Origin of the sequence: Rudanella paleaurantiibacter (assembly GCF_009184635.1) — a bacterium.
Taxonomy (GTDB): domain Bacteria; phylum Bacteroidota; class Bacteroidia; order Cytophagales; family Spirosomataceae; genus Rudanella; species Rudanella paleaurantiibacter.
The window spans coordinates 1-25764 of sequence record NZ_WELI01000020.1 but is presented as its reverse complement, the minus strand read 5'-3'; the positions used below and the strand labels follow the sequence as shown (position 1 = coordinate 25764).

General features: G+C 44.6%; 25 protein-coding genes and 1 pseudogene. 24 read left to right on the top strand and 2 right to left on the bottom strand.

From position 1 onward, the window contains the following. Nucleotides 1-28: 28 nt before the first annotated feature. From F5984_RS25750 to F5984_RS25640, 24 genes are all read left to right on the top strand, one after another. Nucleotides 29-208 carry a hypothetical protein gene (locus F5984_RS25750; RefSeq protein WP_152127177.1) on the top strand — a complete coding sequence of 60 codons (180 nt, stop codon included), beginning with the start codon at nt 29-31 and terminating at the stop codon, nt 206-208. A 312-nt stretch (nt 209-520) separates the two neighbouring features. Then, a complete protein-coding gene (locus tag F5984_RS25745) occupies nt 521-778 on the top strand; it encodes a redox-active disulfide protein 2 (RefSeq protein WP_152127175.1) in 258 nt (85 codons plus the stop codon). 12 nt (nt 779-790) lie between these two features. Beyond that, on the top strand, nt 791-1054 hold the full coding sequence (locus F5984_RS25740; RefSeq protein ID WP_152127173.1) for a hypothetical protein: 264 nt from the start codon (nt 791-793) through the stop codon (nt 1052-1054). A gap of 235 nt (nt 1055-1289) precedes the next feature. Further along, on the top strand, nt 1290-1466 hold the full coding sequence (locus F5984_RS26655; RefSeq protein WP_185155648.1) for a hypothetical protein: 177 nt from the start codon (nt 1290-1292) through the stop codon (nt 1464-1466). Nucleotides 1467-1543: 77 nt separating this feature from the next. Continuing rightward, complete coding sequence (locus F5984_RS25735) at nt 1544-3451, top strand: adenylate/guanylate cyclase domain-containing protein (protein ID WP_185155647.1); 1908 nt, start codon at nt 1544-1546, stop codon at nt 3449-3451. A 28-nt stretch (nt 3452-3479) separates the two neighbouring features. After that, nucleotides 3480-3734 (top strand): hypothetical protein, encoded by a 255-nt coding sequence (locus F5984_RS25730; protein ID WP_152127169.1) that lies wholly within the window; start codon nt 3480-3482, stop codon nt 3732-3734. 221 nt (nt 3735-3955) lie between these two features. Then, nucleotides 3956-4285 carry an NHLP leader peptide family RiPP precursor gene (locus F5984_RS25725; protein WP_152127167.1) on the top strand — a complete coding sequence of 110 codons (330 nt, stop codon included), beginning with the start codon at nt 3956-3958 and terminating at the stop codon, nt 4283-4285. Between the two features lie 33 nt (nt 4286-4318). Next, entirely contained in the window at nt 4319-4675 is a 357-nt protein-coding gene (locus F5984_RS25720) for an NHLP leader peptide family RiPP precursor (RefSeq protein WP_152127165.1), read from the top strand. A 31-nt stretch (nt 4676-4706) separates the two neighbouring features. Further along, nucleotides 4707-5057, top strand: a complete 351-nt coding sequence (locus tag F5984_RS25715) for an NHLP leader peptide family RiPP precursor (protein WP_152127163.1) — start codon at nt 4707-4709, stop codon at nt 5055-5057. A gap of 42 nt (nt 5058-5099) precedes the next feature. After that, nucleotides 5100-5474 (top strand): class IIb bacteriocin, lactobin A/cerein 7B family, encoded by a 375-nt coding sequence (locus tag F5984_RS25710; RefSeq protein ID WP_152127161.1) that lies wholly within the window; start codon nt 5100-5102, stop codon nt 5472-5474. Nucleotides 5475-5629: 155 nt separating this feature from the next. Continuing rightward, complete coding sequence (locus F5984_RS25705) at nt 5630-6031, top strand: class IIb bacteriocin, lactobin A/cerein 7B family (RefSeq protein WP_152127159.1); 402 nt, start codon at nt 5630-5632, stop codon at nt 6029-6031. 877 nt (nt 6032-6908) lie between these two features. Further along, nucleotides 6909-8096: a glycosyltransferase family protein gene (locus F5984_RS25700; RefSeq protein ID WP_152127157.1), complete on the top strand. Its 1188-nt coding sequence runs from the start codon at nt 6909-6911 to the stop codon at nt 8094-8096. Between the two features lie 394 nt (nt 8097-8490). After that, entirely contained in the window at nt 8491-10035 is a 1545-nt protein-coding gene (locus F5984_RS25695) for a type 2 lanthipeptide synthetase LanM (protein ID WP_152127155.1), read from the top strand. A gap of 828 nt (nt 10036-10863) precedes the next feature. Beyond that, nucleotides 10864-11451: a glycosyltransferase gene (locus F5984_RS27070; RefSeq protein WP_394367452.1), complete on the top strand. Its 588-nt coding sequence runs from the start codon at nt 10864-10866 to the stop codon at nt 11449-11451. Further along, nucleotides 11448-13058, top strand: a complete 1611-nt coding sequence (locus F5984_RS25685; RefSeq protein WP_152127150.1) for a vitamin K epoxide reductase family protein — start codon at nt 11448-11450, stop codon at nt 13056-13058. Before F5984_RS27070 ends, F5984_RS25685 begins: the two co-directional genes overlap by 4 nt. A 97-nt stretch (nt 13059-13155) precedes the next feature. Beyond that, a complete protein-coding gene (locus tag F5984_RS25680; RefSeq protein WP_152127148.1) occupies nt 13156-13809 on the top strand; it encodes a helix-turn-helix transcriptional regulator in 654 nt (217 codons plus the stop codon). Nucleotides 13810-14008: 199 nt separating this feature from the next. Next, nucleotides 14009-14530 (top strand): cyclic nucleotide-binding domain-containing protein, encoded by a 522-nt coding sequence (locus F5984_RS25675; protein ID WP_152127146.1) that lies wholly within the window; start codon nt 14009-14011, stop codon nt 14528-14530. A gap of 101 nt (nt 14531-14631) precedes the next feature. Further along, complete coding sequence (locus F5984_RS25670; RefSeq protein ID WP_152127145.1) at nt 14632-16209, top strand: TolC family protein; 1578 nt, start codon at nt 14632-14634, stop codon at nt 16207-16209. Nucleotides 16210-16220: 11 nt separating this feature from the next. Further along, nucleotides 16221-17483, top strand: coding sequence for an NHLP bacteriocin system secretion protein (locus F5984_RS25665; RefSeq protein ID WP_152127143.1), 1263 nt, complete (start codon nt 16221-16223; stop codon nt 17481-17483). A gap of 14 nt (nt 17484-17497) precedes the next feature. Next, nucleotides 17498-19690 carry an NHLP family bacteriocin export ABC transporter peptidase/permease/ATPase subunit gene (locus tag F5984_RS25660; RefSeq protein ID WP_152127141.1) on the top strand — a complete coding sequence of 731 codons (2193 nt, stop codon included), beginning with the start codon at nt 17498-17500 and terminating at the stop codon, nt 19688-19690. An 11-nt stretch (nt 19691-19701) separates the two neighbouring features. Next, the gene (locus F5984_RS25655; protein ID WP_152127139.1) at nt 19702-22617 is read left to right on the top strand and encodes an NHLP bacteriocin export ABC transporter permease/ATPase subunit; all 2916 of its coding nucleotides are present in this window, start codon (nt 19702-19704) and stop codon (nt 22615-22617) included. A gap of 3 nt (nt 22618-22620) precedes the next feature. Continuing rightward, the gene (locus tag F5984_RS25650; protein ID WP_152127137.1) at nt 22621-23769 is read left to right on the top strand and encodes a DUF7005 family protein; all 1149 of its coding nucleotides are present in this window, start codon (nt 22621-22623) and stop codon (nt 23767-23769) included. Between the two features lie 87 nt (nt 23770-23856). Continuing rightward, nucleotides 23857-24111 carry a hypothetical protein gene (locus F5984_RS25645; RefSeq protein ID WP_152127135.1) on the top strand — a complete coding sequence of 85 codons (255 nt, stop codon included), beginning with the start codon at nt 23857-23859 and terminating at the stop codon, nt 24109-24111. Between the two features lie 71 nt (nt 24112-24182). Next, a complete protein-coding gene (locus F5984_RS25640) occupies nt 24183-24593 on the top strand; it encodes a hypothetical protein (RefSeq protein WP_152127133.1) in 411 nt (136 codons plus the stop codon). 201 nt (nt 24594-24794) lie between these two features. Here the strand turns inward: F5984_RS25640 and F5984_RS25635 are convergent, their stop codons facing one another. Together F5984_RS25635 and F5984_RS26840 are read right to left on the bottom strand one after the other, a co-directional pair. Further along, nucleotides 24795-25592 (bottom strand): sulfite exporter TauE/SafE family protein, encoded by a 798-nt coding sequence (locus F5984_RS25635; RefSeq protein ID WP_152127131.1) that lies wholly within the window; start codon nt 25590-25592, stop codon nt 24795-24797. Between the two features lie 63 nt (nt 25593-25655). Continuing rightward, nucleotides 25656-25764: pseudogene (locus tag F5984_RS26840) on the bottom strand (IS5-like element ISMra2 family transposase); the annotation flags it as partial.

Below are 25764 nucleotides of genomic sequence, written 5' to 3'. Positions count from 1 at the left end.
AATAATGGCTTTCTAAACGGATACGCTCATGAAAAAGCACATCAACCCGGAGTTCTCCTTTGAGGTATGGATCAATAACGATGCGGACTCAATGGCCGATGAAATTGGCTCGTTCGACGACAACTGGATGGTATCGGCCGGCGACTTATTCGACGGTATGGAGCTGCCAACAGATGAGCCGCTTTATCAGTACGACGAGGCCGCCTAATACCGCAGCCGCGTTATAACCTGACGGAATAAACTATAACCTGAGGTTTTTGATCGCTGCGTGGTTGGTGCCCACTTTTGTATAGGCAAAACGAAATAAAAAGTAAGCAAAATAGATAGATCATTCATACGGGTTCTACTAGTAAACATACTAATAAGAGTGCCCTGGGTAGCACAATAGCTACGCCGGAAATCATACAAAGTAATTCATACAGGTGATAAAAGCAGGTATAGAAACTCCCCCGCGCCAATACGCGGGGGAGAACTTCTACCCGAAATGGCAACTTAGTCTAACCAATAAATCAGTCGCGTAATGAGTCAGAAAATTCAGGACTTGAGTGACGAAGCGTTACTCAAACGAAAAAAGACAACAGTACTGGTAACGGGTATATTAGCTGGAATGCTTGTAGCGCTACTGATATTGGCCATCAATTTATCTATTAAGGAGAACTCCTCGGTTGGACTCCCCCTGATGATTATGCCATTTGCGCTGTCGCCGATTTTATTTCTTTGTATAAATGATATAAGAGCAGTGAAAAAAGAGTTGCAAACCCGGAATCGGGTTATTTAACAGCACGAAATTATGGACGCGAACACAACCTACTCAAGACTCACGCTGGAAGAGTTAACCGGTGAGGAAGCCAGGATTAAGAAACAGGCCTCTTTTCTCACAGCTATGGTTGGCATAGCTTTCGGCATTTTGATTTATGCTTTCGCGTTCTATTCGATTGGCTTCCGGCATTCTGCGTTGTTGATTCTGATTGCACTGCTGGCAGCCGGGGCCAACAAAAAGGGGAATGACCTGAAAGCCATTCAGGCGGAAATTAGCAGCAGAAGTTCGGCATAGCCATTTTACACGGCAATGAGTTTTGTACACACCATTAACCACCGAAGTTATATCCTATAACCAAATGGAATAAACTACAACCGGAAGTTATTGAGCACGCAACGAACCCAGCCTACCTTTGAAACAGTGAGTTAATGAGGTTTTCGCCGATTGGAAGTTTTGACCGTTTTTTTGTCAGTTCTGTCAGGAAGTAGCTGAACAACTTTGTGCCAAACCAACATAAACGGACAAAAGCATGAATGCACAGAACACCCCCAAAGACAAGCAGTCGGTCAGCGTTGACCAAACGAACGCGTCAACCATTTCGAATACCCCCCCAGCCGAGCCAAACCTGGAGGACATGGAGCTGAACGAAGAGCAGTTAGATATTATATCAGGTGGTGGTGATGGGAATAAATTGATTATCGGATGACAAGGTCATGGATGTGCATATCGTTGGTAATCATTCTATCAAATTGTATAGAAGCGAAACTGTATGCACAATCCACCTTGAAACAGAAGACAGCCACTTCTGTGAATGTAACAGCAACTCGCAATAAGGAGGTAGCCGATAGCCTCTTTGAACTGGGTTCGCACTACTACAATACGCAAGTCTATAACAAATCCTTGTTGCTGTTTGAAAAAAGCCTGGATATGTATCAGCGTATTGGAGATGGTAAGAAACAGGGAGATTGCTTCAATTTAATGGCGGTAACCCATTTTTACTTAGGCGATTTTTCAAAAGCCGCTATCAATTTTAAGAAAGGAGCAGAAGCTTTCAGAAAGATAAAGTTTGAGAAAGGGGTTGCTTCAACATTAAATAATCTAGGTGCTGTATATAAGAGCCAGGGAAACTATCTGGAAGCGTTGGATCATTTCCGACAGGCTGCTCTTCTGTTCGATAAAATGGGAGATACAAAGAATTTAGCTGCGACTACTCAGAATATAGGCTCCGTATACTCTAAGGTAAAAGATTACAACAATGCTCTAAAATATTTAGGCCAAGCTTTTACTGTTCATACAGTCCAAGGTGATCAGGAGGCAATAGCTCAGGTACTGAATGAGATAGGAAATATTTATGCAAAGCAAGGCAATTACAAGAGCGCGTATGAAAATTTGACTAACTCATTACGAGTCGCTAACAAGAAACAGGATAAGCAGCTACAAGTAATGGCCCTGTCCAGCTTAGGTGATTTATTTTATGCGCAGTCAGATTATGCCCGAGCACTACCCTATTTCACGCGTTGCCTAAACTACTCAGATCAGATTGGTAGTTTGCAAAATCAAGCTGAAGCGCAAGTGGCTATTGGTACTATTATGCACCGGCTGGGTAAGAGTAGAGACGCAGTGAAAAAATGCCAGGACGGATTACAATTAGCCGAAAAAGTGGGTTCGGTACCCATGAAAAAACGGGGATGCGAGTGTCTGTATTTATCACATAAAGCGCTCGGAAATACGCAACAGGCCCTTCGCTATTATGAGCAGACTAATGCGTTTGAAGACAGTCTGAACTTAGCGGAAGCAGCAAACAAGGTGATGGGCATAGAGTTTCAGAAGCAGCAGTTGGTCGATAGCATTGCCTATGTCAAGAAAGAACACTCGATTCAACTAAAGCACAAAGAGGAGGTGCAGCGACGCGAGAAGCAGCGTAACCTAATCATTCTATCGCTGTGCTTTATAGTCCTGGTTGCCGTCGGTTTGTGGGGCCAACTCAACTTTGTCAGGAAGTCGAGAGCGGCAATAAAACTTGAAAAAGACCGCTCTGAGGCCCTGCTGCTGAATATTCTGCCCCAGGAGATAGCCGAGGAACTGAAAGAAAAAGGCAGCGTAAATGCCCGCGATTACAACTTAGTGTCCATACTCTTTACGGACTTCAAGTCGTTCACACAGACCGCCGAGAAGATGACCCCCCAGAGTTTGGTGGAAGAGATAAACATCTGCTTCCGGGCTTTTGACCTGATCACGGAGAAGTATGAGATTGAAAAAATAAAAACCATTGGCGATGCCTACATGGCCGCCGGCGGCATCCCCCACGCCGATGAGAATTCACTGAAGAACATTGTGTTGGCCGGCCTGGAGATGCAGTCGTTTATGACGCAGCGAGCGGATGAGAACAGAAGTATGGGCCGTCCGGCTTTTGAGATGCGCCTGGGCATACACGCGGGGCCAATTGTTGCCGGGATCGTCGGGGTGAAGAAATTCCAGTACGACATATGGGGCGATACGGTCAATACCGCCAGCCGTATGGAGAGTAGTAGCCAGGTAGGAAAGGTTAATATCAGTGAGACATTGTATCAACTAATAAAGGATGAACCGTGCTTCAGCTTCGAGTACCGAGGTAGCGTTAATGCAAAAGGCAAAGGCGATATAGCGATGTACTTCGTTGAGAAAAGCGCTGTAGCTCAGTTGGTCGCTTAATTGGTGAATACGTTCCCCAAATCGTGCTATGAAAACAGAAGAAATTTACTCAAAAATGACGCCTGATGAGTTAGTGTCGGCGGAGAAAAAGTTGAAATCATGGAAGATGCCAACGGCTCTATTCATAGGGGTATTAACTGGTATCGCCATTTGGTCGGCTACACACAACGGTTCTAGCCTCACTTACATGTTGGTGATTGCTGCCATCCTGATAGGAAACGTATATTCTAAAAGGTTAAAGAACATCCAGGCTGAAATCAGCCGACGGAACACGGTCCAATAACAGAAGTTTCGCATTAACCGACTCAGGATACCAAACAGTTGTTGAGTCGGGCCTCTGCCGACTGTTTCCTGAACAGCGACTACCTACAACCTACCCTGTTATCTGCAAAGCTTGCGCTATTTACCTGATAACTAGAAAGATATGGGTAGACACTTTTGACAGTCAATTTGGCAAATTCGTCAGAAAGTATAAAGATAGCTTTGTATCATACAAATAAAGATATGGAACAGAGAAAACAAGAAATCATAGAGGCTGTCATCTCAAAAGCCTGGGAAGACGCGAATTTCAAAACGGAGCTGATAGCTGACCCAGTAAAGGCAATTGAAAAACTGACTGGCGTTAAAGTGGTCCTACCCGAGGGAAAGAGTTTAGTGTTTTTGGATCAAACCGACAAGTCCACGATCTACGTAAACATTCCCGCCGAACCCGAAATTGAAAACATGGAACTGACCGAAGAGCAACTCGAAGCGGTTGCGGGCGGTGGGCAAAGAATTTGGGGCGACTTTATCCGAAACTTGTTCCCAAACCTCAACGATTGCATTACCCTATAATACATCTATAAATAAACCAAAACAAACAAAACAATGGAGTTTACACAAGAGCAAAAATTGTACGGAGAAATTGTACAGAAAGCCTGGGAGGACACACAGTTTAAGAGTGAATTGATGGCTGATCCGGTGGGTGCTATTGAGAAACTAACCGGCCAAAAGCTCAACCTACCCCAGGGCAAAACCCTTGTGGTACGCGATCAGACTGATGAGTCTACGGTGTACATCAACATTCCTGCTAAGCCCGCTACTGAGGATGTAGAGTTAAATGAAGAGCAGCTCGAAACTGTAGCAGGAGGGGCTACGTTTCCAGGTGGGACAATCTTTGATATCATTGATATTTTGAAGCCAACACCAACTTTCCCGGTCCCTGACAAGACGGTTCAATATTAATTTATTCTTATTTAAGCAGTTATCTCAAAAAATGGAATTTACACAAGAGCAAAAAATGTACGGCGAGATCGTACAAAAAGCATGGGAAGATGCCCAGTTTATGAGTGAGTTAATGGCTAGCCCTGTAGCTGCAATCGAAAAGTTGACGGGCCAGAAGCTTAACCTGCCCGAAGGCAAGACGCTGGTTGTCCGTGACCAGACAGACCAGAGCACGGTGTACATCAACCTTCCAGCTAAGCCTAATACGGAGGATTTGGAGCTTAATGAAGAACAACTAGAAGCTGTTGCAGGTGGTACTCTTACAACAGCCATTATTGTAAGTTTACCTTTCCATATTCCCCCAACATCACCAACTACAAGTCTACCACCAGCAAACGACTAATGGTATTGTTTCTAATTTAAAAACACATAAAACATAACAATTATGATGACGCAAGAACAGCAAAAACAAGCGGAAACGTTAGTAAGAACTTTAGCGCAAAAGGCTTGGGAGAGTTCAACTTTCAAAGAGCAATTGATTAGAAATCCAGTTTCTACAATTGAATCGGTTACGGGGCAAGCTATAACACCAAACACAAAAATTGTAGTAGAGGATCAAACAGATAATTCTGTTATCTATCTAAATATTCCAAGAAAAGTTGAATTTGATGAGTTAGAACTAACAGATGAACAGTTAGAAACAGTTTCGGGTGGTTCTACTCCCTTGTGTGTTGGATATGCTGCGTATGCTGTAATCTTGATTGGTGTATTAGCAGCAGGTGTCACAGTTGGTGAATCATTAGGGAATGCTGTTAAGTAATAATATCTATGATATTGTTACTGGATGGTCTAAAATCTGCTCCTTGGTATCTGTATGCTGGGTATGTGGCAGCTTGTATTGCTTTGCTTGCAGCAGGTGTTATAGTTGGTAGAAAAATAGGGGAAGTAGTTAAACGATCAAAAATTTGAAAAATCATGAACGTTGCAGAGAATCAAGATCTTTATTACAAATTAATTTCACAATCTTGGAAGGATGAATCATTTAAAAAAAGTCTTCTAAGTAGCCCTATTCCGACAATAGAAAGCTTTATTGGAAGATCCATTAGTCTTGAAAGTGGAAAACAGAGAATTGTTGTTGAGGATCAAAGTAATAGTAGTACTGTTTACCTCAATATCCCTGAGAAACCGGATTTTATTGAACTAGAACTAACTGATGAACAGTTAGAGATGGTTGCTGGAGGTAGTACTCCACTTTGTGTAGTTGGGGGGGTTTTTCTGGTAGGAGTTGTTATTGGATATTGTGGGGCTAGTGGTAGTGGTGATAGTGGTGGAAACACTACTATTAATAATAACACTACTGTTATTATTAACAAATAATAACATATTGATATATAATTAATTTGTCAATGTAGACGTTATCAAATCGTTAAGGCGTATGCTATAAGCCAACGTTCTGACGTCGTCTGGTTATCAAATAAATTATTTTTAAGTGAATGAACTATGTATAATGTATAATGAACAATTGTATTACCTGCTGATAATCAGTCATCTCATTGTCCATTTTGCACTATTCATTTTACATTTAATTCTGTCTGACTACTTAATACTAATCATTTAGATATAAAACGGATTCGAAAAACATTAAGATTCCATTGAGAATATAGTACATTTCGAATCTGTTTTATATTTATTTTAAATTTTACAATCATGGATAAGAAAAGTTTATATCTATTTGGTGGCTTCGCATCAATTTCTCTAGCTCAAATGTTTGACGACAATCCATTTGTAAAAATTAGCTTGGCTTTGTTGGGTGTTATTCTATTATTATTATTTGGTAAACACGTATATAACAAAGGTTAAATGGGGTGTGCTAAATAGCTCATTTGTTTCATTTAAGTAAACAGTCATTGATAATAGAGTCCCATTGTATGTTTTAATGCTAAATTTATCATGTATGTTAATCTTTTACATCACATTATCAATCTGAATTTGTTTCAACAACTTTTTAAAGATTTACAGATCTTTTATACTTATTAAGTTTTAAAATTAGTATGAAGAAAAAAGGCTCTGTTGAATGACTCTTCCATGTTCAGCAAAACTACTCTAAATGTATTTTCTGCCCCCCTTTAGGTAATTGTAATTGATTCATTTACAATTCGTAGCAGTCAAGCCGGTATATTTTCATGATTAGTAGGTCTCAAAGCCAGGCTTTTTGAAACCATGCAACAAAGGCAAGAAAAACTATAGATACCTTATGAATATTTTAAACATACCATATTTTGCTGGTGGACTATCACATCTAATCCCACTATATGCTTTACACATCAAACATTTAAAAAAAGATACTGAAATTAAAAATCATTTTTTTGTCAGTAAGCACACACAAAATTTTCTTAGAGCACAGGGTATTAGTTGTGTACCATTAGATTATTTTGAGGATGTAAATGAATCAATATTGATGTTGCAAGACAGTGTAAAGACGATAAAGTATGTGACGGAAAAAGAGAGAGAGGCATGTGAGAGAGTAAGGCCTGTTCTGATTATTGAGGACACTTCTTTAACAACTCCGTTGATAGCGGAAAAAAACAATATTCCTAGGATTTCAATTCAGAGAACGGGCATTTTTAGATCCATTGATAATTATTTTAGAAACAAGAATCATGTACATTCACTGCAAAAAGGTGAGCACACAGAAAGATCATTGTTTGTTTCAGATACTATCAGTTTAAAGACAAAAATATTTAATCATTCTGAAACCCTTTTTCTGCAACAATACGTAAAACCTAAAGCAAAGATTATTCCTGGGATACCAACAATTGAGTGCTTACCTGATAACATAGAAAATAGAGAATCGTACTTTTATTCTGGACCCCTTCTTGTAATGGATAAACCTTCAAAGGAATTATCTATCAGATTAGAAGATTTCTTAAATAGAAATAAACAGAAACCAATAGTTTTTATCACTACTGGCACAATAGATAAAACACCCATAGAAAAGTTTATCGAGTATTTTGTAGAGCGTGGCTATGCTGTTATAACCACCTGTAATTGTGATATAAGGGAACCCCACAAGCAATCGGTTTTCTATAAGAAGCTACTGCCACTAAATTATATATGTGGAATTTCTAAGCTTGTAATTCATCAATGTGGCTCAGGAATGTATCATTATCCAATAATGAATAGTGTTCCTTCTCTAACAATCGGTACACTGTGTTACGATAGAGAAGATATAGCTCAAAGACTACAACAACTTGGTGTTTCTGGCCATATTCCACATCCAGAGGACAACCTAAACTATTGGGATATTTTCCTTAAATTGGTTAAGAGATTTGAAGAAAATACATTAGTAGATTTTAATGAAATAAATAGGTTACGTCTTGAAATAACTGAAACGTCATCAAACTTTAAAATAGACCAAGTTTTACAGTATGCGTTGCAATAAAGTATCTAGATTCAAAACTTCTATAAATGTACAACTTATAGATAGTGAGGCACTGATTTAAATGTACATTTTAGTTAAAATGGCTTATAAACTTTCTGTGTGAAAAGACTTAATTAATAATGGATATTGTGACTAATTCGGCAGATATTCAGATACAAATTCTTGTGTTGAATTTAGCGTCGAATTTTGCTGTTCAAAAAAAGTTTTATCAAATCAATTTAATAGGGTTATAGGTGTAAAATTTTTGAATGGAATTGTTATATGTTTTTAAATGAATATTTTTTTTTGCCTTAAAAAAGTCTACCTAAATATGAAAAAATAAGTTTATTAAATTAATCTAAATATACTGTATCAAAAAAATTGTTTGTTAAACTTATTCTTCTAACTCTGAAAAATGACAGTTCAAGCTCCATATTTGGTTAAAGAAAGCTTCAATACGATTCCGTTTGTTGAAATTCTTTTATCATACTCTAAGAATGGTAGTACTATTTCCGATTTAGGATTAGAAACTCTTCTAAATAACAAATTAGAGCAGAAATTATTAGAAGAGTTGAGTTTCGTAGCAGAGGTTACTCTACAATCGGAATTAGATAATTTTACCGCAAACGGTAATATCGATTTTGATGAATTTATTGAAAAAATGATTGTGTCATTACCAATTGATTATCCAGTTTTAGATAGGATATTAAAGGTAAAGGCCAATAATTTCTTAAATCACATTCGTAATATTTTTATCCGTTTTATCAAGGATGCTAAAAATATAGAGTCAGTATTTAATTTAAGTAACATCAAGATTGTAGATATTGATGTTAGCCTTGGTGATGGGCACAATGGCGAAGGTACTTCCTTAGTATTTTTATCAGATGGAACAAAGTTGATATATAAACCCAGAAACATTGGCATAACTACGTCATATAATTCTTTTGTTGACTGGGTTAATTTGAAGCTAAAAGCAGATTTAAGAACATTTAAAGTGTTGGATTGTAAAAATTATGGCTGGATAGAATTTGTCAATTATGAAGAAGTCAGTTCAGAAAAAGAATTACGAGAATATTACCATAAAGCAGGAATACTATTAGCTGTTACTTTACTTTTGGGAAGCAAAGACTGCCACCACGAAAACATAATTGCCTCAGGTAGGAATCCTGTCTTGATAGACCATGAAACGATTATTCAGCCATATTTTAATGATAAATCTTTTCGTTCATGGGATGATCAATTCAAAATACCGCCTTTTTCAGTTTTAGAAAGTGTTTTAATTGTGAACCAGGATACAGGGGCACCATTGGATATTGTAGGATATGGAGTGAAAGGGAATATTGAAGTAACTGAGTTAGAGAAAAAAATTATCAATCCAAATACCCTAAACTCCAAAAGAACAACTCGCTTCGCTACAAGAAGAATAGTAAATAAAAATATACCTGAATACAGCGGAGAATACATTTTTGCAAATGACTATAAAGAACATTTCATTAAGGGTTTTACTTCGGCTTATGATATGTTTTTACATTCAAAGAATGAATTGAGATCTGCAAGTTCTCCTCTTGAACTATTCAAAAATAACGAAGTGCGCTATGTGTGGAGACCCACTTTCGTATATTTCAGAATTTTAAAATATATGAGAGCAGCATCTTTTATGTCAAGTTATGAAACATATAATTCTAAGTTATACGATTTATTATCAAAGGCTTTCAAAGGAGAAAATAGATATAATTTCGGGTACATCCTAAATTTTGAAACAAGCCAAATGCTTAATGGAGATATACCGATCTTTAACCTGGGCAGTCAAGATGCCTTCTTATCAGGTAGTGGAGAAACAAAGCTCTTTGAGTACAGTTGCCTTGAAAATATAAGTTACAGGATAAATCTTCTTTCAGAAAATCACAAAAAAGAGCAATTGGACTATATCTCAAAATGGTTAAGTGTAGAAATCATGTGAGCATAAAGTTCCCTAGGAACTTGAGTGCATTCACATGTGATGCTATGTGATAGAACGAACGTATTACTAATGAAAAAGAAAGCTTTATTTATACCTGCTTCAATCAGAAGCCATGTGCTGCCTTCCTTCTTCTTAGCTGATCTTTTTTCAAAGGATTACGATGTGACATATGCTGTAACGAATAAAATTTTGGAAGAGTCTGTTATTAAGAATGGATTCAAAGCTCAACAAATTTCGAAATATAAAGTAGGAGCTAATCTTGAGAGAACATTTATTGAAGCACAGGGGAAGAAGGGATCATTTTTACAATTAGTTCAGTGCTATTTTACTAACGCTTTATATTGGCACCGTAAAAGAGAGATTGATAGGTTAGTGGAGTGCATAAAGCCTGTTGTTGTTGTCATTGATATTTACAACAGTACTGATTTTATTTTTTTTCATTCGTATTATAAGAAGATCAACGTATTATTTTTCAATCCGATGCCTTCCACGTACAAGGTGGATGGGTTTCCTATTGTTTCTGAGAATGTCTGGTTAAGAGACAATTTCAGCATCGTCACTAATAAGAGAACAAAGTTATCTGATTTTATTAAAGCACCTCAAGAACCACTTCTTGACTGGTTATCACAAAGGCAACTGCGCGAACTTATAAAATCAAGCAAAGTGCCAGTCGAGTTTGAATTTGTAAAAAACAAGTTTGTAAAGACGTTTAGAAATGTTCCTGAGTTATTATTATTACCCCTTGAGTTTGAGTTTTCTCCTATTGTAAAAAAAGATTATCAGCATTACTTAGGACTATGCCAACGTGTAGGCCGAATCGACACGGAATTGGATAATACGTTCGATGACAAATGGAAAATTATCTTAGAGAAAAAGCAGGAGGGGCAGCGAATTATTTATTGCAGTTTCGGGACGTTTTTCAAGGCTGCTGATCCTCGAATGTTAGATTTTATCAATAAAGTATTAGACGCGATCGCTACAATCCCAAATACTTTTTTGGTTTGTTCGGTTAACAAATATGTAAGTCGAACACTGCTGACGAAGAGAAAAAATATTGATAACGCTTTGTTCTTTTCTAGAGTACCACAATTAAAAGTATTAGAAATAGCTGATATCTTTATTACACATGGAGGTTTGGGAGGAATGAAGGAAAGCATTTTTCACAAAGTACCAATGCTGGTTTATCCCCTTGACCCGCATTATGACCAAAATGGAAATTCACTGAAAGTAGAACATCATGGCATTGGACTAAGGGGCAATTTTATCTACGAGCAGACTAAGTACATGCAAGCCAAAATTAAGAAGTTACTGAGTGATAGAATGTATAAGAAGAATATCATAGAGTTTAATGCGAAAGTAAATAATACATACACGCCAAGCTACCACAAAGAATTATTAGATCGGCTCTTAACATGATACTTTCCAAGTACGAAATCAGCGCTTTGGGGGCAGTCAATCGCCTTCTTGATTTAAAAAATGTGAGGATAACGGGCTTACATTTGAAAAACAAACTCCTTCAGGAACCTACATTTCCGAGTTTGTTATCATTGAGCAATGTACTTACGGACTTTACTATCTTCAATGCTCCGTTAATCATCAATCCTAAGCAGTTGGGTAAGATCCCCATTCCTGCCGTTGCTCATCTTGAAAACGGCATGGGATACGTTGTTATTAATAAAGTAGATGTAGAAAATAACCTCATTGAGTGGCATCATGAGCAAGCGGGAGCTTGTAGAGAAACTATTTCAGAATTCTGTCAGAAATGGCAAGGTGCTATTATGGTTGTGAAACCAGACGAAAAAGCAGGAGAAGACTATTATGAAACTAGTCGTATTACCGAAAAAAGTAATAAACTCAGATTGCCTTTCATCTACGCGTCTTTAGCGTTTTTGATTGGATATTTTGTTGTCTATATTTCTACTAATGTTTTAAGTATTCAAAGTGAGCTTTTTCGGAGCATTTTGTCGATTAAAATCATTGGTGTTATTCTATGCGCTATTTTAACTAGACTCAGTATTAATGCTTTGGATGGAAATAGTAAGATAACTGACGTTAAAAGTAAGTTGCAAAATAGCCTTAATTTAAGCACTCGCAAGATCTTAGGTTTTCTTAATTGGTCAGAAATTGGCTTAATCTATTTCGTTTTCGGACTTTCAACTTTATTGTTGTTAGATACTGAAAACCACAGTAATATATATGCTTTTTTAAAATGGCTTAATTTTACAACAGTACTCTACGTACTGTGGGCCATATACTACCAGAGATTTGTAATTCGGAAGCCGTGTTTGCTATGTATAGCATCAGTAGTATTGTTGTTGGGAGAGTTTTATCTTTTGTTTGCTGCTCCTTTGCTCATCGAGAAAAATAACCATTTCCCCTACAATCATTTGCTAACTAATTTTCTATTGATACTGACCTTGTGGGTTTTCATAAGGAAGTATCTGTTCAACTCAATGAGCAATGAAAGTACATACTATGCATTACAAAAATTGAAATTTAGTATTGATTACGTGCAGACTATTTTCAGCAAAAGCTCGACTACTCCGCCTATTTTTGATAAGATGCAGTTTGTAGAAGTTGGAAACCCCGATGCAGCAAATACTCTACTGGTAGTTCTAAATCCAAGCTCAGCTCTAGGTGCTATCAGGTTCAAAGAACTAATTTCTTTATCTGCATCGACCCAACAGATTAGTAGTAAAATAATACTCGTTCCTGATTCACCCAATGATTTTATTGGCATAAACATTATTAAGAACATTTTGGGCTACCCTACCAACCAACGACTAGCGGCTCTTACTGCTTGGTTTGAGTGGACTGACTTTAATAAATGCGGCTTCTCTGTTCAGGTAGAGGAGAATGATGTATTGACTGACGTTGTCGAAGAGCATATAGATTGGGCAAATTTGGCAAGGATACCGTTTACTACTCCAAGCATTTTTTTAGAGGATACTTTACTACCTGCTATCTATGCAATAAAAGAAATTCCCAAGCTTTTTTATCTCCGAAGGTTCATAGTTGAGTGAAATAGCTTCTATTCTTATAGTTGAATTAATAGATAAATCCGGTATCTGTAATCTTCGCTGCTGAACGCTAATCTCCTAAAAATCAAACTTTCTACCAATGTATACTGTAAAGAATATAACCATCAACTGGAACTCCCCCGATATTTTAGAACAGCTTGCCCAGACCATTAAGGGGCCATTGGAGACTATCATTTCAGTGGGGAAAAATAGCGGGGAGTATGATAAAGAGAAGTTAGAAGAGATCTTGTTTTCGAGCAGTATAGAGATCAGCGTAATTATTGAGGATATACTAAACAAAGCCAAAGCCAAGTCTCTGAGCGTCACGTACCACCATCAACCGGAGTTTTTTGGTATTTACGAGTCGAACGAAAACGTGCGGGGCATGTGCGCTGGGGAGGTTAACCCGCAAAAGGTGGCGAAGGTGGATCAGGAATGGCTGGTAGGACTTGAGAAAGAGGTGTACGGCAATATCAGTCAGGACTTTCTTGACCTTGGCGAACTCTCGTACAAGATGGCGGTTAGTGAGCGGCAATTGCACCGGAAAATATTTAACCTGGTGTTTCTGACTCCCAACAAGTATATCCGAATACTGCGTTTACATCGGGCTAAGCAGCTGATCGACAATTACGTGCAGCAGTCCGTTTCACAGATCGCCTATGCCGTTGGGTATAGCGACGTGCATTACTTCTCGAAGTTGTTTGCAGGCCAATATAACGTAGCGCCGAAAGAGTTGCTGCATTCATTGCGGTAACAAGCCTGTCTGATTTGACAGTGATTTTGTCAGGTTCGTCGGTGAGGGCATCGATACATTTGCTCATACTAAGCGAATGTGCAATGCATAATAGACAGTTGGTTTAGCTACTGATAATCAGACATTTCATTGTGCACTTTACCCTCTTCATTATACATTTAATTCTGTCTAAATACGTATATTATTAACTAAGCTAATCATGAAACGAGCACTTTTTTTCCTGGGCCAATTGAACGACAGAGACGTAGAATGGATGCTTCAGAATGGCAGTAAACTATCGTTAGAAACCGGCGATCGGCTAATCAACAAAGGAGAAGCTATTGATAGCCTGTACATTGTACTATCGGGCCAGTTGGCGGTGTGTGCCACCACCAATTCCGACGAGTGCATTGCCACCCTGGGAGCGGGTGAGGTGGTCGGCGAAATGTCATTTCTGGAGTCGCGGCCACCGTCGGTGTCGGTGATCGTAACCAAGCCATCCGATATTTTCCAGATCTCCCGCGACAAGATCAGCGCCCGCATGCTGACAAACGCCGATTTCAAGGCCAACTTCTACTATGCCTTGGCCCTGTTTCTCTCCAACCGTCTGCGGAAAACCACCGATCAGCTTGGCTTTGGCAACCCCGAAGAAGAAGACATGGTGGAAATGGGCGTGCTCGATGGCGTAGCTCAGGCTGGATCGCGATTTACTAAAATCTTACACCGGTTTTCCGAGGTGTAAACGGGCGCACCCAGTCCGGTTTTGCGAACCAGTGGAGGGTGAATATGGAGTACATCAAGCTATCGTATATAGGTATACGTTATTAGATCAATTGGTAGAAAATGAGAAATTTTATACTCGTAGTATGGCTGCTCTGGTTAGGGTTAGACCACTACGCGAACGGGCAAGCAACGATCAAGACAAACCTTCTCGACATTGCATCCAGTGCGCTGGCTAAGAACCCAACCATTGTTCGCAGTGAATACGCCGTGCGGAGTGCGGAGTCGAATTTACAGATTCAGCGGAGCGCCTTCGATCTCAATTCGTTCTCTGAGTTGTTGCTGCAGACCAATCAGTATGTGCTACCCGGCGCAGACCCCCGAACAGCACTGGTTGAAAACAGCCTCCTGAAGTCGAACACGCTGAACATGTCTGCGGGGGTTCGCCAACGACTCCGAACGGGACAGTTGACGGAGGTAAGCATGAACTATCGGTTCTCCAACAACAATTACCCGTTGAATACCTATAATCAGCCGATTAGCACCTTCCTGGGTAACAACGCGGGTACCCTCAACCTGTCTCTGACTCAGCCCCTGCTGCGGGGTCGGGGACGTAGAATTACCACTGCGCTCGAACAGTCTTACACGTTGTACGTCGATAATGCCAAAAGCAACAATGAGTTCGCCAACTCCTACGAGCTGTGGCAGATCGCAACGGCCTATTGGGGCTACACGGCAGCGTACAAGAACCTGGATATTTACAAACAAAGTGAGAACCGGCTCCGCAACGTGCTGTCCGTTACCGAGGAGCTGATTAAGGGCGACAAAAAGCCCGCGGGTGATCTGGTGCAGATTCGCGCCGACTTAGCCAGTCAGGAGCGGCTCACGCTGATGGCCGAGCAGGAGCTGTATGCGGCTAAAATCTTCCTGGGCAAAGTGGTTGGCTTTAGCCCGGAAGAAAGTCAGCTGCTGGACATCCCCCAGAACGATTTTCCGAGCATAGCGGGGTCGGCATACAGGCCCGACCTGGAGAAGGCCGATTTTGTTCGCGTAGCGAAGGAGCGACGAGCTGATTTGCGGGCAGCCAAACAGGGAAACGAAGCCCTGGAGCGGCAATACCAGTTCGCACAGAACAATGTGAAGCCGCAGTTAGACTTGACCGGCTTTATCTCATACGGGGGCGTAAGCACCGGCAACGGCATGACCGACGCACTCTCGTCATTCTCAAACTACCAGGGGCGAACCGTTGGAACGGGGGCCAAACTGACCTTCACGTTTCCAGTAAACAACAACCTGGCAAAGGGTAATCTGGTGAAGAGTTATGTGGCGATGAATGATCAGAACGTGGTGGTGAACAATCTGCTGCGCACCCTTGAGCTGGACATCAGCAATGATCTTAACTACCTGAACAATAGCGTTGCGGGCCTGCAGAAAGCCGAGGAGGTACTGAACTACAACCAGGATGTATACAACAACGAGCGGATCAAGTTTCAGTCGGGCCTGACGACTATGTTGAACCTCATTCTGTTTCAGGACCGCCTGACATCGGCGCAACTGAAGTATCTGCAGGCCTACCGGCAATTTGCCAATGCGATTATTAACCTCCGGCACGATACCGGAACGTTGATTCGATCCGACGCGAAAGGATTTACCATTGATCAGAACGTATTCTACACGATTCCTGACCCAACTAACAATTAACCGAAACAGCCATGTCAGCAGGTTTTTTTAGAAAGTCAGCCTTAGAGAAGCTGTCAACACCCGAAAAATTAGATCAATTAATTAAGGTGACCGGCCCCAAAGCCTGGATTACACTCTCGGTCGTTTTCGTTGCCCTGGCCACGGGTATCACGTGGTCTGTCTTTGGACGAGTAAGTACCAAACTAAATGTGACGGGCGTCGTACTGGGGGGCGAAGTCCACGAAGTAGTGGCTACCGCTCAGGGGCAACTGATGAAACTGAACGTACGAATTGGCGATAAGGTCGCCAAAGGAGACGTCATTGCTACGATTCAGCAACCCGAACTCCAGCAACAGATTGAAAACGCCCGGGCGGTTGTGGCCGAAAAGAAGAACGAACTGAACAAAGTCATTTCGTACGGCAGCAAAGGAACCGCGCTCGAGGGCGAACTCATTGTTCAAAATCGGGTCAGTATTCAGGGCGAGATCGAGGCCGAGAAAAAGAAGCTTTCGTTCCTGTCGAATCAGTTGGAATCGGAGGTGAATTTGCTCGAAAAAGGGCTGATCGTGAAGGCGCAGGTAGCCAACACGAAGCAACAGATCGACGCTTCCCAAAATACTATTGAGCGGCTGAAAGGGCAATTGGCCGAGATGTCGAGCCGGCAGCACGATGTGGGCTATGGGATGCAACAGAAAGTCACCTACCAGCAGCAGCAGATTGCCGAAGCCGAGCGTAGCTTACAGTTCCTGACCGAACGCTACGACACTCAGTCGAACATTGTCAGTTCGTACAGTGGCGAAGTCGTGGAGGTACTCACCGACGCCGGGGTTGTGGTTGGGCCGGGCACGCCCCTGTTCAAGCTCAAAAACGGGCAGGAGGGGCAATTAGTTAGCCTGAAGGGGGTGCTGTATATTCCGTCGCACGATGGCAAGAAGATCAAGCGAAACATGGAAGCCTTCGTGGTGCCTTCCACGGTTCAGCCCCAGGAATACGGCTTTATCAAAGGCAAGGTTACCTACGTTTCTGACTTTCCGATTACGCAGCAGGGCATGATGACCTCCGTAAAAAACGATCAGTTGGCAAAGGGGCTGCTTGCCCTGGGGCCTCTTTTCGAAGTGCATGTCGAGTTTGAAAAGGACACCGAATCGCACAGCGGCTTCCGGTGGACGTCGGCGAAGGGACCAGATATTGCCATCAAAGAGGGCACATCGTGCATGGGCCAAATCACCGTCAAGCAGGAGAACCCCATCTCGATTGTCGTTCCCGCGTTCAAGAAATTCTTCAACCTGTACTGATCCGACTTTTCGAGATGGCAACCACAACAACATTTCCCATTGGGAAACAGGCCGGCCCGGTCAAGGTCCCGACGGTTTTACAGATGGAGAGCGTCGAATGTGGCGCAGCCGCACTCAGCATCATTCTGGGGCACTTTGGCAAATTTGTTCCGCTGGAGAAACTGCGGATTGCCTGTGGTGTTTCGCGCGATGGCCTCAAGGCAACCAACATTATCAAAGCCGCCAAACAGTTTGGGTTAGAATCGAAAGGATACGCCAAGTCGGTGGAGAAGCTGATGCAGATCGAGACTCCGGCCATTATCTTCTGGAACTTCAACCACTTTCTGGTGCTGGAGGGCTTTACCAAGAAAAAGGTGTTTCTGAGCGATCCGGCCCAGGGGCGCTACAGTGTGACGTACGACGAATTCGACGAGGCTTATACCGGCGTAGTGCTCACGTTTAAACCAACCGAGCAGTTTGAAAAGGGTAACGAAAAGCGGGGGTTGGCCTCGTCGCTGGCGTCGCGGATTACCAATTCCAAGCTGAGTATTGTTTACATTCTCCTGGCCAGTCTTTTTCTGGTTGTTCCGGGTTTGGTGATCCCCTCGTTCATCAAAATCTTCATTGACAAGTACTTAGTTAATGGGCACGCCGATTTCGTCATGCCCCTACTGCTGATTATGGCCTCCGTGCTGGCAATCAACGCCGTGTTGGTCTATATTCAGCAGTATTACCTGCTCAAGCTCGAAACGAAGCTTGCTTTAGCCACCTCCAGTAAGTTTCTCTGGCACGTTTTTCACCTGCCCATTTCGTTTTTTACCCAGCGATACAGCGGGGAAATTGGCAACCGGGTGTCGCTCAACGACAAAGTAGCCCGGCTGTTGAGTGGCGATCTGGCCAACGCAGCCCTGAACGTCATCATCGTCGTGTTTTATGCCGTGCTGATGTTCTCCTACGATGTGCCCCTGACGCTGATTGGCATTGGTATGGCGCTATTAAACGTGATTGCCCTGAAGTTTGTGTCGCGGGCACGGAAAGACGGGAGCCGGATGCTCAGTAACGAAACAGGAAAACTACTGGGCACCACCACGTCGGGCATCAGTATGATCGAGACACTGAAAGCATCGGGCCGCGAAAACGACTTCTTCACCAACTGGATCGGCTACATGGCCAAAGTTACGAACGCTCAGCAGGAACTGGGCTGGCTCACGATCCGGCTGAACGTACTGCCCCCACTCATCACATCCCTGACGACCACCCTGATTTTGGGGCTGGGAGCGTTGCGGATTATGGATGGCGAAATGACTCTCGGCTCTCTAGTATCCTTCACCTTCCTGATGGGCAACTTTATTGGGCCGGTAAACCAGCTGATTGCCGTAGGCACCATGCTGCACGAAACCGAAAGTGATATGGGTCGCATCGATGACGTGATGAACTATGAGACCGACGAACAATTTAAAGGCAGCGCTGTCATTGCAACCCATCAGGCGGAGGCTGCCCAGAACAAATTGGTCGGCTACTTCGAGATGCGAAACGTCACCTTCGGATACAACACAACGATAGCCCCGCTGATCGAGAATTTCAATCTGAAAGTGAAGCCCGGAAGCCGGGTAGCGCTGGTTGGCGGCTCGGGTAGTGGCAAATCGACGGTGGCCAAGATTGCTTCCGGCTTGTACCCGCTTTGGAGTGGTGAGGTCTTGTTCGACGGGAAGCCCAAGAGTGAATTCCCCCGGCATGTCATCACGAACTCGGTAGCCGTGATTGATCAGGAGGTACTGATTTTCAACGGAACCATCAAAGAGAACATCAGTTTCTGGGACGCAACTATTCCTGATAAACACATCATTCAGTCGGCCCGCGATGCGGCTATTCACGACATTGTGTCGGTGCGGAAAGACGGGTACGATAGCTCAGTGATGGAAGGTGGATCGAATTTCAGCGGTGGTCAGCGGCAACGCCTGGAAATCGCGCGGGCGCTGGCAACCAATCCGTCGATTCTGATCATGGACGAAGCCACGAGTGCCCTGGACCCTACTGCCGAGAAGATTGTGATGGACAACATCAAAAAGCGGGGATGTACGTGTCTGATTGTGGCGCACCGGCTCAGTACGATCATCGATTGTGATGAGATCATCGTCATGGAATACGGTAAGGTAGTAGAGCGGGGTACGCATGGGGAATTGATGAAGAAAAACGGCGTCTATGCCCATTTGATCGAGACGAAATAAACGCTATTCCTATGTCAGCTATCAATCAAAAGATATACGTTTGCGCCGAAAGCCCGTATGTACTCCATCGCCCGGACACATTCTGGATGGTGCTTTCGGGCGAGGTCAATTTATTCTATACAAAAATTGATGAGGCCGGTAATTATCAGCACCGGCTCAAATACCTATACACCGCACAAAAAGGCGAAGTACTATTTAGCTTATTACCCCAGGATAATACCGAAAATACCCGGCTTCTGGCCTTTTCCAGCGAGGCTACCCTGTTGGCCATTGATAAGAATAATCTGCTCGACGTTGATCATTTCTTCTTGAAGAATATGATTAACAAGTGGATTACCAAAACCTCAGCCGCCCTTAACACGGCGCAGGCACCCCGCGTTTACAAACCGCTCGACCAGTTTGGGGATATTGCCCTGGACGCAAATACGGTGGCGTTCCCGTCATCAGGTATCCACTGGATTCATTTGCAGAAAGGAACCGTGGGCCTGTATGCCGAAAGTACAGAGGTGAGCCACGAACAGTACCAGGACTTCCTGGCCCCTGTGTCGAATAAGCTGTGGCTGAGAGCCAGAACGAAGGATACCGTTGTGCGCGTGTTGAGTACACGGGAAATCCTGTTGCAGGATGAAATTTACTTTCTATTGGCTCTGAGCAAGTTAGAGAGCTATTTCTATAGTCAGATCAACCAGACAATTGCCACGCAGCAGGCTGAAGAGAGCAATCACCTATCTATCAAACAGGCCAACGATCAGGCGGCCCTGGAGAACACCCTCGGCAAAATCAGATCAGTAGTGGCGGGGAACTCGGTCAATGCTGAAGGGGCCACAAACCTCACCGAAAAGGGAAAAAATCTCTTGTTTCGGACGTGTCAGGCGATCGGCGATCAGATTGGTTTTACGCTCGAGGAGCCCAAATACGTTGAGTCGCACCAGAACAACGTCACCAATCAACTGCACCTCATTGCCAAGAGCTCGAAGCTGCGCATCCGCAAAATTATTCTGCGCGATACCTGGTGGAAATCGGAAAACGGCCCGCTGCTGGCCTTCACCAAAGACGGTAAAACGCCCGTCGCGCTCCTCCAGAAAACGTCGAGCAGCTATGTCATGAAGGATTTGTCGGCCGGAATCGAAACGGTTGTAAACCATGAGGTGGCGGCAAAGCTGGAGCCGATTGGCTACATGTTTTTTTCGGGCTTCGACCGCAAGATGACCTCCGTAAAAAAGGTGCTCCGGTTTGCCATCAGCGGAGTCGAAAAAGACGCCAAATGGCTTATGACGGCGGCTTTGGCGGGTAGTTTGATTGGCCTGCTGGTGCCCATCCTGTCGGGTATTATGTACGACGACGTGGTGCCTACGGCCGACCGGTCGCTGCATCTGGAGGTATTCGCGATCCTGATTATGATTGCCTTGGTCAAAGCGGGCATTCAATTGGTGGAGGGTGCCCTGCGGCTGCGGCTCGAGTCAAAATCGAGCGTCAATTTGCAAGCCGGTATGATGGACCATATGCTGCGCCTGCCGGTCACATTCTACAAAAAATACTCCGCTGGCGACCTTACCAACCGGGTGCTGAGTATCAACTCCATCCGGCAGATTATCTCCAGCACCCTGATGACCGCCGTGTTGAGTGGGGCGTTTTCGTCGGTAAACCTGTTTCTTCTCTTTTATTACGACAGTAAATTAGCCTGGGTGGGTGTGGGGCTGGGCCTCCTTGCCGCCCTGTTTATGACCACTATCGGCTGGTTAAAGCTCAAGTACGACCGGGAGGTATCTACCTATCAGGGGCAGATTCAGGGGTTTTTGTTTGAGTTTTTGTCGGGTATTACCAAGATACGCATCACAGGTGGCGAACGGCGGGTATTTGCCCTGTGGGCCGATAAGTTTTCGACCTTAAAAAAGCTGGGCTTCAATTCGGGCACGTACCAGAACTTTGTGGAGGCTTTCAACGCGTCCTACCCCCTACTCACAAACATCTTCTTTTTCGCGTTCCTGTACTACACCGTATCTACAGCCAATGCGACAGCCGGGGTGCTATCCGTCGGGGTGTTTATGGCGTTCATCACCTCCTTCAATCAGTTTCTGAACGACAGTTTGCGGTTGAGCATGGCCCTGATTACGTCGCTGAATGTGATTACCCTCTACGAACGGGTGAAGCCGATCCTGGAAGAGGAAACCGAATCGGCCGATCAGAGCGTCGATCCGGGCGAACTGGCCGGGGAAATCGAAATGAATTCCGTGTCGTTCCGCTACAAGGAAGATCAGCCCCTCGTGCTAAACAACGTCACGTTTAAGATTAAGCCGGGCGAAATGGTTGCCTTTGTGGGGGCTTCGGGCTCGGGCAAATCAACCATCATGCGATTACTGCTGGGCTTTGAACAGGCCGAAGCCGGGTCCATTTATTACGATGGCAACTCGTTTGATTTGATGAACCGAGAACTGGTGCGTCGGCAGATTGGCGTTGTGTTGCAGAACGGGGCCCTGATGTCGGGCAGTATTTTTCAGAACATCATCGGCAACTCGGAGCTGACCTTAGACGATGCCTGGGAGGCTGCGCGTATGGCCGGCATGGAAGAAGACATCAAGCACATGCCGATGGAGATGCACACGGTGGTGAGCGAGGGGGCCGGAACATTTTCGGGAGGGCAGCGGCAACGGCTCATGATTGCGCGGGCCATTGCCCACAAGCCACGACTGCTTTTTATGGACGAAGCCACGAGCGCCCTCGACAACCGGACACAAAATACCGTGACGCAGAGCTTAGATAAGCTCCAGGCAACCCGGATTATCATTGCCCACCGGCTTAGTACGATCAAGAATGCCGACCGTATTTACGTACTCGACAAGGGGACCATTGTCGAGTCAGGAACCTACGACGAGCTCATGGAAAAAGATAGCCTGTTTGCACAATTGGCCAAACGTCAAATCGCCTAAGCCATGATAGCAACCGCATCAGAGTCAGTTGTGAAGGGTTACGGGCTTGAGTTACCCGATGAGCTGAGGGATTATGTTGCAAACAAGTTCTGTTCGTCCGATAACGGCCTAAAGGTCGTTTCGGACGACGAACCAGCCATCCGCTTTTGGAAGAATCACGCATCCGATTGGGCTGGGGATAGGGCGTTTGCGTTCCTGAAAACGTGCTATCCACAACTAAACTTTCCTGTTGCAGAGGGCATCAACAAAACACAGGCTTACATAGATACCGTACTGAAAGGCAAGCCGTTGGGTGAGTACGCTGAACGTTCGCCGGCCTTGAAACAGCTCGAAGCCCTGCGACTGACGCTCCACGAAAGCCTTGCCGGTCCGGTTCCGGTTCTGACTGTGCCCGATGATGCCGATTTTGTCAGGCTCGTGCAGTGTCTTCTCCACAAAAACAACCCGGTGACGGTTCCCTCGTCGATGGGTGCGCTGTTGGTCAACGGTGTCAACAATTGGGAACGGATTCGCGGATTGAAAACCGAGTGGGAGTCGACCGAACAGGTGGGCAGCTGGAATGAACAGTTTACGCGCCATGTGCTGCCGGATCGCAGCTTGTACAAGGACAAGTTGATTATTCTGAGCACCAAACCCTACAGCAACGTGTCGGCCGAACAGGTGGGCGTAGACCCCGACCAGTGGGCATCGTATTCGCTGGCAATACGGCTCGAGCACGAATGCACGCACCTCTACACACTCAACCGATTTGGCTCGGCATCCAACAATCTGCACGATGAGCTTGTGGCCGACTACATGGGCATCTGCAAAGCGGCAGGCCATTTCCGAAAGGAGTGGATGCTGGCGTTTATGGGACTCGAAAATTACCCGGTTTACCGGAAAGGAGCGCGGTTAGAAAACTATGTAGGCAACGCTCAACTCTCGACAGAGAGCTTCGGGCAGCTCACGGGCCTCATCAAACGAGCCATCGATACGATTGATCACTTCGATACCCATGCGGGCGAAATGCGTTCTGACCAGGACGGGGCCTGCCGAATGGATGCGTTGTGTTTGACGGATCTGGCCGTTTTGGCGTCGGCGAACGGAACCGAGCAGCTTCGCCAAACCTACACCGACCGGATAATGGCAGTGTCTTATAACCAGATGGACTAAAGTACAACCTCGTGTTATAGCTTCCGGGAATTCACCACCCGACCTTTGAACTGTAATTAAACATATACCAAATAACTAATAGTAATCATGGATAAGCCAATTAACAACAAAGTTGACGCCCTGCGTAACGAAGCCGAAAACCAGGAAGAACTGATGAAATCGCTGGCCAAAATTGACGAAGAAGGTCAATTGACCGACGACGTCCTGGACGCCGTCAGCGGAGGAACGCTGAGCAAAGGCGATCTGAAAACAATCATCGGCATTGAGCCCATCGGCATTATGCCCATCGGTATGATGCCTGAGCCCGATGTTATGCCGCTTCCGGGTACGATCACACTATAACTAACGCCGAATCAGGCACCAAACGAAACAGACTTCGCTGGTGCCTGATTCGCTCGACCCTCACACAGATTATGGCTACCCTCCTCTGCCCCAGTTCAATCGCTAAGCCCGGTGCTAAACTCTTCGGTGTTCAGAACGCATCGGGCCATATTGAATATCTTGACGAGCCAATTATTGTTGATAAAACGTTTGTAGAAACCGCACGGCAGGGACGTGTACCTGAAGAGCGGTTTCGATTCGCCAGCAACTGCATCAAAACCGGCTGCGGCCACTGGACCGGGGAAGGCACGGGCTGCGGGCTGGTGGTCAGGATTGTCGATGGCATGAACCGCAAGGCCGAAGCCACACTGGTGGCTTGCGCCATCCGCGAACGTTGCCGATGGTTCCATCAGCAGGGCGCAACTGCGTGCGCCAATTGTGACGAGATTGTCCGAAATGTGCGCATCGGGGAAGCCATAGCGGGGGCATCCCAAACAAAGTAAGTCTATCCTCGAAAATACATCATAGTAAGCACTTTCGGCCGATGAAAGGCATTCCCTCACCTTCGCTGATGGCGTACTGAAGGGTATCCAGATAACAACCCTGCTCGTTATCATCGATCTGACCGACACAAACCAACTATTTTGGGTCGGCAATGCCTTGCGACTGGCGGTTGTAAGCTCACCACCCACTCCATTTCACCGCTACGAAACCTCGCGCAGGAGGATGTAAACACCCAGCAGCATCACAAAGTAACCAAACGATTTTTTGAGCCGAGACCCCGACACGTACCGCGACAAGTACGTGCCAATAAAAATCCCTGTGACAGATAGCAGCGTGAAACAGAGCAAAAAGGGCCAGTCGATAGCAACATGACGTAGGTCGCCGGTGAAGCCAAGCAGTGATTTCACGGCGATGATGAGCAGCGATGTCCCAACGGCCATTTTCATGGGCAACCGCGCCAATAGCACGAGCACCGGAATAATCAGAAAGCCCCCTCCTGCCCCAACCAGTCCGGTCAGCAGCCCAACAAGAGCACCCTCGGCTCCAATCAAGGGTAGTTTTAGACCTTTGGTCCGGCCCACCCTACCCGTATGGCCCCCGTCGCGAATCATCGACAGGGAAGCCCCCAGCATGAGCAGGCTAAACAGGACCATGATTAGTCCATTACGGGTGAGCACAAGCGGCCCCACGGCACCGAGTGTTTCGGGAATGGCCGGGAGCAGAAAATGGCGCGAGACGTACACAGCGACAAACGAAGGCACCGAAAAAACCAGTGCTACCCGATAGTCAACCTGTCGTTGCCGCATATACGTGATAGCGCCCACGAGAGAGGTGGTTCCGACCACAAAGAGCGAGTAAGCCGATGAGGTGACCGGGTTTATGTGCAACAGGTACACCAGAATAGGCAAGGTCAGAATGCTGCCCCCTCCGCCAATCAGACCGAGCGAAATGCCCACACAAATCGAAGCCGAGAGCCCGGCAATTTCCAATACATTCATGATTCTTCTCTTCTTGGATAACGCCGGGGCAACGTTTCCTTTTGTACTAGAGTGTGTGGACAATCAGAGCAACAAAATCATACTTGAAGCCAGATGAACCATCGCCAAGAAGCTGCTGGCTGTTTTTTCGTAGCGAGTTGCTACCCGGCGATACTGTTTCAAGCGGTTAAAA